Source organism: Pseudomonas sp. PS01270 (assembly GCF_029959775.1).
GTDB classification, from domain to species: Bacteria; Pseudomonadota; Gammaproteobacteria; order Pseudomonadales; family Pseudomonadaceae; genus Aquipseudomonas; species Aquipseudomonas atacamensis.
This window is the reverse complement of record NZ_JASCPT010000158.1, coordinates 1-10,143: the sequence shown is the minus strand read 5'-3', so window position 1 is coordinate 10,143 and position 10,143 is coordinate 1. Positions and strand designations below refer to the sequence as shown.

Sequence of the window (10,143 nt, the reverse complement as noted above, 5' to 3'; positions counted from 1 at the left end):
CTGTAGGAGCTGCCGAAGGCTGCGATCTTTTGATTTTGCTTTTCAGGATCAAGATCAAAAGATCGCAGCCTTCGGCAGCTCCTACAGGGAGAAGTGACCTACAGGATATAACGGGACAGATCTTCGTTCTGCGCCAATTCGCCGAGGTGGCTGTTGACGTATTCGGCGTCGATCAGAATCGCCTTGTCATCATGGGCGCTGGCGAGGTCGCCGGCGCTGAACGACACCTCTTCGAGCAGACGCTCAAGCAGGGTGTGCAGGCGACGGGCACCGATGTTCTCGGTTTTCTCGTTGACCTGCCAGGCGATCTCCGCCAGACGCTTGATGCCCTCGGGCTGGAACTGGATGTTCAGGCCTTCGGTCTTCAGCAGCGCGCAGTATTGCTCGGTGAGCGAGGCGTGCGGTTCGCTGAGGATGCGTTCGAAGTCTTCCGGGCTCAGCGCCTTGAGCTCGACGCGGATCGGCAGACGGCCTTGCAGCTCCGGCACCAGATCGCTTGGCTTGCTCAGGTGGAACGCACCGGAGGCGATGAACAGGATGTGATCAGTCTTGACCATGCCCAGTTTGGTGTTAACGGTGCAGCCCTCGATCAGCGGCAGCAGGTCGCGCTGTACGCCTTCGCGGGAGACATCGGCGCCGCCGACATTGCCGCGCTTGGCGACCTTGTCGATCTCGTCGATGAAGACGATACCGTGCTGCTCGACCGCTTCCAGCGCCTTGGCCTTCAGTTCTTCTTCGTTGACCAGACGCCCGGCTTCTTCATCGCGCACCAGTTTCAGCGCTTCCTTGACCTTGAGCTTGCGCGACTTCTTCTTGCCCTTGCCCATGTTGGCAAACAGCGATTGCAGCTGGTTGGTCATCTCTTCCATGCCTGGCGGCGTGGCGATTTCGATGCCGGAGACTTCGGCGACTTCGATCTCGATTTCCTTGTCGTCCAGCTGGCCTTCGCGCAGGCGCTTGCGGAACAGCTGACGCGTATTGGAATCGGAGCTCGGCGCTTCTTCGTTGCTGAAACCCATGCGTGCCGGCGGCAGCAACGCGTCGAGGATGCGGTCCTCGGCGGCGTCTTCGGCGCGGTGGCGTACGCGGGTCATTTCCTGTTCGCGGAGCATCTTGATCGCGGCATCGGCCAGATCACGGATGATCGACTCGACGTCACGGCCGACATAACCGACTTCGGTGAATTTGGTCGCTTCGACCTTGATGAACGGCGCATTGGCCAGTTTCGCCAGGCGACGGGCGATCTCGGTTTTACCGACACCGGTCGGGCCGATCATCAGGATGTTCTTCGGGGTCACCTCAACGCGCAGCTCTTCAGGCAGCTGCATGCGGCGCCAGCGGTTGCGCAGGGCAATCGCGACGGCGCGCTTGGCATCGTCCTGGCCGATGATATGGCGGTTGAGTTCGTGGACGATTTCGCGGGGAGTCATGGACATAGTAATTGACGGTCCTCAAGCAGAAACAAGCCGTGGCACATGGGCCGCAACAGGCTTATTCAGCGAGATCCTGCTCCTCAATGGTCTGGGTGTGGTTGGTGAATACGCAGATGTCGCCAGCGATGCCGAGAGCGGTTTCGACGATCTCGCGCGCTGACAAGTCGGTCTTTTTCAGCAGGGCGCTGGCGGCGGCTTGCGCGTAGGCGCCGCCGGAACCCATGGCGATCAGGCCATCTTCGGGTTCGACCACGTCACCGTTGCCGGTGATGATCAGCGAGGCGTCCTTGTTGGCGACCGCGAGCATCGCTTCGAGGCGGCTCAGGGAGCGGTCGGTGCGCCATTCTTTGGCGAGTTCGACGGCGGCGCGGATCAGGTGGCCCTGATGTTTTTCGAGCTGGCCTTCGAAACGTTCGAACAGGGTGAAGGCGTCGGCGGTGGCACCGGCGAAACCGGCGATGACCTGGCCGTGGTACAGGCGACGAACCTTTTTGGCGTTGCCTTTCATCACGGTGTTGCCGAGAGAAACCTGGCCGTCGCCGCCCATGACGACTTTGCCGTGGCGGCGGACTGAAACGATGGTGGTCAAGGGAAGAGTCTCCACGCAGCGGGGCGAAAATGCCTTATGCCCATTCATATGGGGGTGCTGGAGGGGATTTCAACCTTGGTGCAGGTGAGGGGACGAGCGGTGTCTGCCAACTGATCGTTCCCACGCTCCGCGTGGGAATGCAGCCCGGGACGCTCCGCGTCCCTTCGCTGCCGGGGACGCAGAGCGTCCCTTGAGGCATTCCCACGCGGAGCGTGGGAACGATCGTCGATGAGTCAGCGGCTCTGGCGTTGTTGTAACAACAGGTTGCTGAAGCCCGCACCAGCCAGTTGTTTCTGCGCCGTGGTCAGTTGTTCACGGTTGCTGAACGGGCCGACCAAGACGCGGTACCAGGTTTCATCCTTGACCGTGCCGGACTCCACCGCGACGGCTTGGCCGAGCAGAATGATCTGCGCACGCACCTTGTCAGCATCGGTTTCCTTGCGGAACGAACCGGCCTGGAGGAAGAACTTGGTCACTGGCGCGGCCTTGCTCACTGGCGGCGCTGGCGGCGGCGTGATCCCGGCAAGAGCCGCCTGCGCCCGTGCGGTGTCGATCTTCGCCGCTTCGGCCGGGGTTACCGGCGTGGTCGGGATGGCCGGCACTTGCGGCGTCGGCAGGGTCTTCTCCGGTACCGCGTCCGGCGGCACGATCACTTCCGATTCCGGCAGCAAGGTGTAGAAGTCGTACTTCGGTTTCACCGGTTGCGTCGGGCTCGGCGGGGTCTTGTTGGCCTCGGCGATCTTCGACGCTTTCTGCTGCTGTTCGACTTTCTCGCGCTTGACCGTGTCGCTGCCCTTGCCCGGTTCCAGTTTCATCAGAAACACGATGAACGCGCCGACGGTCAGGCCGATGGCCATCCACAGCCAGCCCGGAATCGGTTGTTTCGCCGGGGCCTGATAGCGGCTGGCGCCGCGTTTGGGTGCAGGTTTTTTCTTGGCAGCCAACTTACATACGCTCCAGAGTTTCCAGACCCAACAGCTCCAGGCCTTGCTTGAGGGTGCGACCGGTCAGTGCGGCCAGACGCAGACGGCTCTGCATCTGCGCCGGGGTGTCGGCGGCGAGGATCGGGCAGTTCTCGTAGAAGCTGGAGAACAGGCCGGCGACGTCGTACAGGTAGGTGCAGAGAATGTGCGGGGTGCCTTTTTCAGCCACGTTGTTCAGCACTTCGCCGAACTGCGCCAGCTTCGCCGCCAGCTCCTGCTCGTGCGCCGCTTCGAGGACGATCTGGCCGTCGACTTCGCTGAAGTCCTTGCCCAGTTTGCGGAACACACCGGCCACGCGGGTGTAGGCGTACAGCAGATACGGCGCGGTGTTGCCTTCGAAGTTGAGCATCAGGTCGAAGTTGAAGCTGTAGTCGCTGGTGCGATGCTTGGACAGGTCGGCGTATTTCACCGCGCCGATGCCGACGACCTTGGCGATGTTGCGCAACTCGTCCTCGGCCAGGGTCGGGTTCTTCTCTTTCACCAGGTTGTAGGCACGTTCCTGGGCTTCGGTCAGCAAATCGATCAGCTTCACGGTGCCGCCATCACGGGTCTTGAACGGACGGCCGTCGGCGCCGTTCATGGTGCCGAACCCCATGTGCTCCATTTCCATCGGATGGGTGACGAAACCGGCCTTGCGCGCCACAGCGAAGACCTGCTGAAAGTGCAGGGCCTGGCGCTGGTCGACGAAATACAACGCGCGATCAGCCTTGAGCTTGCCGCTGCGGTAGCGCACGGCGGCGAGGTCAGTGGTGGCGTACAGGTAACCGCCATCGGCCTTGACGATGATCACCGGCAGCGGGTCGCCATCGGCGTTCTTGAACTCGTCGAGGAACACGCACTGGGCGCCGTTGCTCTCGACCAGCATGCCGGCAGCCTTGAGGTCGTTGACCACATTGATCAGGTCGTCGTTGTAGGCGCTTTCGCCCATCACGTCGGCCATGGTCAGTTTGACGTTGAGCAGTTCGTAGATCTTCTGGCAGTGCGACAGCGAGATGTCCTTGAACTTGGTCCACAGCGCCAGGCATTCAGCGTCGCCCGCCTGCAACTTGACCACCAGGCCACGGGCGCGGTCGGCGAATTCTTCGGACTCGTCGAAACGCTGCTTGGCCGCACGGTAGAAGTTTTCCAGATCGGACAATTCGTCGCTGGTGATCGGGTTTTCCTGCAGATAAGCCATCAGCATGCCGAACTGAGTGCCCCAGTCGCCGACGTGATTCTGGCGGATCACTTCGTCGCCGAGGAACTCAAGCACGCGGGCCACGCCGTCGCCGATGATGGTCGAGCGCAAGTGGCCGACGTGCATCTCTTTGGCCAGGTTCGGCGCCGACAGATCGACCACGGTGCGCTGCGCCGGGCCGGCCTTGCGCACGCCGACACGGGCGTCGGCCAGTGCGGCGTCGAGGCGCGAGGCCAGTGCCTGGGTGTTCTGGAAGAAATTGATGAAGCCCGGGCCGGCGATTTCGGCCTTGGTGACGTTCTCGTCAGCGGGCAGGGCGGCGATGATTTTCTCCGCCAGATCGCGCGGCTTCATGCCGGCAGGCTTGGCCAGCATCATGGCGATGTTGCTGGCGAAGTCGCCGTGGGTCTTGTCGCGGGCGTTCTCCACCTGGATCGCCGGCGTCAGGCCTTCAGGCAACACACCTTCGTTGACGAGTTGGGTGAGGGCTTGCTGGATCAGCTGGCGAATGGTGTCTTTCATGGTCTTCTCTTTCGACCGCAAGCGCGGCGGGCGCATCGATGCGCGGGTGGAAAAACTGGGCATTATCCGTTGCGAAGACGGGCTTGCCAACCTTAGCAGGCAGCTTATGGATTTGTGGTGACAATTCGACCGTTATCGCTGGCAAGCCAGCTCCCACAAGAGCGGCGCAGTCCCTGTGGGAGCTGGCTTGCCAGCGATAGCAATCGATCAATCAGTACAAGTCGACGGGATCAACATCCAGCGACCAGCGCACTGCCCGCCCACTCGGCATCTGCTCCAGCACCAGCATCCAGCTGGCCAGCAAGCGATGCAACGGTGCCCGCGCGGTCGCCTGCAACAACAGCTGGGCGCGATAACGCCCGGCGCGGCGCTCCATCGGTGCCGGCACCGGCCCGAGCAGCTCGATGCCGCTCAGATTCAATTCCGCCAGCAAGCGTTCGGCCGCGCTGCACGCTTCATCGAGAAAACCTTCCGCCTGCCCCGGCTTGTGCGCCTCGGCACGCAACAGCGCCAGATGGGCAAACGGCGGCAACCCGGCCGCGCGGCGCTCGCTCAAGGCTTGTTCGGCGAAGGCGAAATAACCCTGCTCGGTCAGTTGCACCAATAAAGGATGGTCGGCCAAATGCGTCTGGATGATCACCCTGCCCGGCTCCTCAGCCCGGCCGGCGCGCCCGGCGACCTGGACGATCAGTTGCGCCATGCGCTCGCTGGCGCGGAAGTCGCCGGAAAACAGGCCACCGTCGGCATCCAGAATCGATACCAGCGTCACCCTTGGGAAATGGTGCCCTTTGGCCAACATCTGCGTGCCGACCAGAATGCACGGCTGGCCTTTCTGGATCGTCGCGAACAACTGATTCATCGCGTCCTTGCGCGAGGTGCTGTCGCGATCGACGCGCAGTACCGGGTAATCCGGGAACAGAATCGCCAGACGCTCTTCGGCGCGTTCGGTACCGGCGCCGACCGGGCGCAGATCGACCTTGCTGCACTTCGGGCACTGGCGTGGCGTGCGCTCAACGTTGCCGCAGTGGTGACAGCGCAACTCGCCGTAACGCTGGTGTACGGTCATGCGCGCATCGCAGCGCGAACACTCGGACATCCAGCCGCAATCGTGGCAGAGCAGGGTCGGGGCAAAGCCGCGACGGTTGAGGAACACCAGCACCTGCTGACCGTTGGCGAGGGTCTGGCCGATGGCTTGCTGCATCGGTCCGGAGATACCGCTGTCGAGCGGACGGCTTTTGACGTCCAGACGCAGAAAGCGCGGTTGCTTGGCGCCGCCGGCGCGCTCGTTCAGGCGCAGCAGGCCGTAGCGGCCGGTGTAAGCGTTGTGCAGACTTTCCAGCGACGGCGTGGCGGAGCCGAGCACGATCGGGATGTTTTCCTGCCGTGCGCGTACCAGCGCCAGATCGCGAGCGTGGTAGCGCAGACCTTCCTGCTGTTTATAGGAACCGTCGTGCTCTTCATCGATGATGATCAGCCCGGGATTTTTCATTGGCGTGAACAGCGCCGAACGGGTGCCGATAATAATGTCGGCCTCGCCATCACGGGCGGCGAGCCAGGCTTCCAGGCGTTCGCGATCATTTACCGCCGAGTGCAGCAGGGCGATGCGCGCATTGAAGCGCTGTTCGAAACGCGCCAGGGTCTGCGGGCCGAGGTTGATTTCCGGGATCAGCACCAGTGCCTGTTTGCCGGCTTCGAGGGTCTCGCGTATCAGCTGCAGATAGACTTCGGTCTTGCCGCTGCCGGTGACGCCGGCCAGGAGAAACGCGTGGTAACTGTCGAAGCCGGCGCGAATCGCTTCATACGCCGCGCGCTGTTCGCTGTTGAGCGGCAGCTCCGGTTGCGCCAGCCAATGTTCATGGCGAACGCCGGGAGCGTGGCGGCGGATTTCGACCTGCACCAGCCCCTTGGCCAGCAGCAGATCGAGGCTGTCCTTGCTCAGCATCAATTTGCTCAACAACTGATGGGCGACGCCGTGAGGATGCTGGGCCAGCGTGGTCAGCGCCTCGCGCTGGCGTGGCGCGCGGGCCACTCGCGGGTCGTCAACGCTGGCGCCCGGAGCAATCGACCAGAAGCGTTCCTGCCGGGCCTCGGCCAACTCGCCCTGACGCAGCAGCACCGGCAAGGCCCAGTTCAAGGTGTCGCCGAGGCTGTGCTGGTAGTACTGCGCGGTCCACAGGCACAGCTTGAACAGCGCTGGCGGCAGCGGCGATGTCGTGTCGAGCAGGGCCAGCGCCGGCTTGAGTTTTTCTGCCGGCACTTCGCTGGTGTCGGTGATCTCGACCAGAATGCCGATCATCTCGCGCCGGCCGAACGGCACCCGCAGGCGCATGCCCGGCTGCAATTGCTCGCGCCGCACCCCGGCCGGCGCCCGGTAATCGAACAGGCGGCGCAGAGGCGAAGGCAGGGCAAGGCGCAGAATGGCGTCGGGCACGCGGGGGGATCTCTATAAACGCAAAAGAAGGGTTGAACGCAGATCAATTGTGGGAGCGAGCTTGCTCGCGAAGGCGGTGTATCAGACGCTTGGACATTGACTGACACAACGCATTCGCGAGCAAGCTCGCTCCCACAGGGGAACGCGTTCAAGGTCGGGAGCCTAGCAGACGGTCGGTCTCGGTGACAGCTTGCGCGATTGAAAAGGTCTGGTAGAATCCGCGGCCTAATTACGTGCGGTATTCAACAATAGTGTTGGGTGGCGGCACGCTAGCCTGAGGAAGACACCATGAAAGCCGAAATCCATCCGAACTACCCGGAAATCGCTGTTACCTGCAGCTGCGGTAACAAGTTCGAAACTCGTTCGACCTACGGCAAAGCCCTGGCGATCGACGTTTGCAACGAATGCCACCCGTTCTACACCGGTAAGCAGAAGACTCTGGACACCGGCGGCCGTGTGCAGAAGTTCGCAGACCGTTTCGCTACTTTCGGCGTCGGCAAAAAAGCCTGAGGCTGATCATTTTGGAAGGTCGCTTCGACTGCTCCAGACTGATGAAAAAGGCGTCCCTCGCGGGCGCCTTTTTTGTGTCTGCGATTTGGCTGTCCGCCGCCCAGGCGTTCTGCCCGGCACCCGCAGGGCTGGCCAGCGTTTCCGTGCAGCGGGTGGTCGATGGCGACACCCTGCGCCTGAGCGACGGGCGCAATGTGCGCATGATCGGTCTCAATGCGCCGGAGCTGGGCAAGCAGGGCCGCAGCGACGAACCCTTCGCCGTGGCAGCGCGCAAACGCCTGCAAGCGCTGGTCGATGACAGCGGCGGCCGGGTCGGTCTGCGGCCCGGCAAGCAGGCGAAAGACCATTACGGGCGTACGCTGGCGCATGTTTACAGTGTCAGCGGTGCCAATCTCGAAGCGCAGATGCTTGCCGCTGGCCTGGGTTTTCAGGTCGCGGTGGCGCCGAACATCGATCTGGTCGCCTGCCAGCAGGCCGCCGAACGCAGCGCGCGACAGTCCGGGCTTGGTCTCTGGCGGCAATCACCGGTGCAGAAAGCGCAGCAGATCCAGCGTTCGGGCTTCGCCGTAGTAAGCGGTCGGGTGAGCAAGGTGCAGCGCAATCGCGGCGGAATCTGGATCGAGTTGCAGGATACGCTTGTATTGCGGGTTGCACCCAATCTGCTCGGACAATTTGACAGTGCTGGTTTGCAAGCATTGAAAGGCAGGCAGATCGAGGCGCGTGGCTGGGTGGTTGACCGATCCCGGCGCGGTGGTCTGCCAAAAGGTCAGGCGCGCTGGTTGCTGCCATTGACCGATCCTTCAATGCTGCACGTACCGCGCTGAAGAAAAATTGTAGACATTTTTACGGCTGATTGTGAACAGTCCAGCCCTTGTGCGCCGTGGCTCTTGGCCCAAAGTCGTAGGGCAGGGCGCTTGACAGCGGTGACTGCCCAGTCTTGTGGGGACTTTGCGAGGCGCGTATCCTCGCTGACCAGTCTGTCCAACAGTAAAAAAGCGGAATGCCAAAATGTCTGATCTGAAAACTGCCGCTCTCGAATACCACGCCAATCCTCGTCCGGGGAAGCTGAGTGTCGAGCTCACCAAGGCCACTGCTACCGCCCGCGACCTGTCGCTGGCCTACAGCCCCGGCGTAGCTGAACCAGTGCGCGAGATTGCTCGCGATCCTGAACTGGCCTACAAATACACCGGCAAGGGCAACCTGGTGGCAGTCATTTCCGACGGCACCGCGATTCTCGGCCTGGGCAACCTCGGCCCACTGGCTTCCAAGCCTGTAATGGAAGGCAAAGGCGTGCTGTTCAAGCGTTTCGCCGGCATCGACGTATTCGACATCGAAGTCGACTCCGAAAGCCCGCAAGCCTTCATCGACACCGTCAAGCGCATCTCCATCACCTTCGGTGGCATCAACCTGGAAGACATCAAGGCGCCAGAGTGCTTTGAGATCGAACGCGCTCTGATCGAGCAGTGCGACATTCCGGTGTTCCATGATGACCAGCACGGCACCGCGATCGTGACCGCTGCGGGCATGATCAACGCCCTGGAAATCGCTGGCAAAACCCTGCCGGAAGCAAAGATTGTCTGCCTCGGCGCCGGCGCTGCCGCCATCTCCTGCATGAAACTGCTGGTGAGCATGGGCGCTCGCATCGAAAACATCTTCATGGTTGACCGTACCGGCGTGATCCACTCCGGCCGTGACGACCTGAACCAGTACAAAGCCGTGTTCGCCCACGCTACCGAGAAGCGCACCCTGGCAGACGCACTGGCAGGCGCTGACGTATTCGTCGGTCTGTCCGGTCCGAACCTGCTGAGCGCCGAAGGCCTGCTGTCGATGGCGGCCAACCCGATCGTCTTCGCCTGCTCCAACCCGGATCCGGAAATCTCCCCGGAACTGGCGCACGCCACCCGTAGCGACGTGATCATGGCCACCGGCCGTTCGGACTACCCGAACCAGGTCAACAACGTGCTGGGCTTCCCGTTCATCTTCCGTGGTGCCCTGGACGTTCGCGCCAAGCGCATCAACGAAGAAATGAAAGTCGCCGCCGCCAACGCCCTGCGCGAACTGGCCAAACTGCCTGTTCCACAGGACGTGTGCGATGCCTACGGCGGTGCTCCGCTGGAATTCGGCCGTGAGTACATCATTCCGAAACCAATGGACAAGCGCCTGATCACCCTGATCTCCGACGCCGTGGCCAAGGCTGCGATCGAGACCGGCGTTGCTACTCTGCCGTATCCGAAGAACTACCCGCTGAAAAGCGTGGATGACGTGTTCAACGGCTAAGTCGTTGTAGCGTGTCAAACAAAAGCCCCGGCTCGTGAGAGTCGGGGCTTTTTTATGCCTGAAGATCAAGAGCCCCTCACCCTAACCCTCTCCCTGTATGTACCGGGGACATGGTGGACACATGTTCGGAGACATGGTGGACGGTTTTAGATCTTCTTACCTGCCGTCACGATCTGCAAGTTCAAGTCGATTCGAGCGACACGATGTCTACTCCAGTAGAC

The 10,143-nt window shown here is 62.0% G+C and carries 9 protein-coding genes; 4 read left to right on the top strand and 5 right to left on the bottom strand.

Annotated features, from left to right (window positions below):
* Positions 1 to 98: 98 nt before the first annotated feature.
* The 4 genes from hslU to argS form a co-directional block, all read right to left on the bottom strand.
* Positions 99 to 1,436, bottom strand: a complete 1,338-nt coding sequence (hslU, locus tag QMX86_RS25470; protein ID WP_122693250.1) for an ATP-dependent protease ATPase subunit HslU — start codon at positions 1,434 to 1,436, stop codon at positions 99 to 101.
* Between the two features lie 55 nt (positions 1,437 to 1,491).
* On the bottom strand, positions 1,492 to 2,022 hold the full coding sequence (gene hslV, locus QMX86_RS25465) for an ATP-dependent protease subunit HslV (RefSeq protein WP_007968352.1): 531 nt from the start codon (positions 2,020 to 2,022) through the stop codon (positions 1,492 to 1,494).
* Between the two features lie 233 nt (positions 2,023 to 2,255).
* The gene (locus QMX86_RS25460) at positions 2,256 to 2,966 is read right to left on the bottom strand and encodes an SPOR domain-containing protein (protein WP_016772059.1); all 711 of its coding nucleotides are present in this window, start codon (positions 2,964 to 2,966) and stop codon (positions 2,256 to 2,258) included.
* A 1-nt stretch (position 2,967) separates the two neighbouring features.
* Entirely contained in the window at positions 2,968 to 4,704 is a 1,737-nt protein-coding gene (gene argS / locus QMX86_RS25455) for an arginine--tRNA ligase (RefSeq protein WP_024011262.1), read from the bottom strand.
* Between argS and QMX86_RS25450 the strand changes: the two genes are divergently transcribed.
* On the top strand, positions 4,703 to 4,825 hold the full coding sequence (locus tag QMX86_RS25450) for a hypothetical protein (protein ID WP_256674698.1): 123 nt from the start codon (positions 4,703 to 4,705) through the stop codon (positions 4,823 to 4,825). The genes argS and QMX86_RS25450 overlap by 2 nt on opposite strands.
* Before the next feature lie 90 nt (positions 4,826 to 4,915).
* On the opposite strand, the gene QMX86_RS25445 is transcribed toward QMX86_RS25450, so the two are convergent.
* Entirely contained in the window at positions 4,916 to 7,135 is a 2,220-nt protein-coding gene (locus QMX86_RS25445) for a primosomal protein N' (protein WP_282387486.1), read from the bottom strand.
* A gap of 288 nt (positions 7,136 to 7,423) precedes the next feature.
* On the opposite strand from QMX86_RS25445, the gene rpmE reads away from it, so the two are divergent.
* The 3 genes from rpmE (at position 7,424) to QMX86_RS25430 (ending at position 9,922) form a co-directional block, all read left to right on the top strand.
* Positions 7,424 to 7,645 (top strand): 50S ribosomal protein L31, encoded by a 222-nt coding sequence (gene rpmE, locus QMX86_RS25440; protein ID WP_016772055.1) that lies wholly within the window; start codon positions 7,424 to 7,426, stop codon positions 7,643 to 7,645.
* A 41-nt stretch (positions 7,646 to 7,686) separates the two neighbouring features.
* Complete coding sequence (locus QMX86_RS25435) at positions 7,687 to 8,469, top strand: thermonuclease family protein (RefSeq protein WP_282387487.1); 783 nt, start codon at positions 7,687 to 7,689, stop codon at positions 8,467 to 8,469.
* 184 nt (positions 8,470 to 8,653) lie between these two features.
* The gene (locus QMX86_RS25430; protein WP_016772053.1) at positions 8,654 to 9,922 is read left to right on the top strand and encodes a malic enzyme-like NAD(P)-binding protein; all 1,269 of its coding nucleotides are present in this window, start codon (positions 8,654 to 8,656) and stop codon (positions 9,920 to 9,922) included.
* Positions 9,923 to 10,143: the final 221 nt, after the last annotated feature.

Bases quoted from the DNA above. Each gene is read 5' to 3' on its own strand.
- QMX86_RS25430 (WP_016772053.1), top strand. From the start codon at position 8,654: ATGTCTGATCTGAAAACTGCCGCTCTCGAATACCACGCCAATCCTCGT.
- QMX86_RS25435 (WP_282387487.1), top strand. From the start codon at position 7,687: ATGAAAAAGGCGTCCCTCGCGGGCGCCTTTTTTGTGTCTGCGATTTGG.
- argS (WP_024011262.1), bottom strand. From the start codon at position 4,704: ATGAAAGACACCATTCGCCAGCTGATCCAGCAAGCCCTCACCCAACTC.
- hslU (WP_122693250.1), bottom strand. From the start codon at position 1,436: ATGTCCATGACTCCCCGCGAAATCGTCCACGAACTCAACCGCCATATC.
- QMX86_RS25450 (WP_256674698.1), top strand. From the start codon at position 4,703: ATGGTCTTCTCTTTCGACCGCAAGCGCGGCGGGCGCATCGATGCGCGG.
- rpmE (WP_016772055.1), top strand. From the start codon at position 7,424: ATGAAAGCCGAAATCCATCCGAACTACCCGGAAATCGCTGTTACCTGC.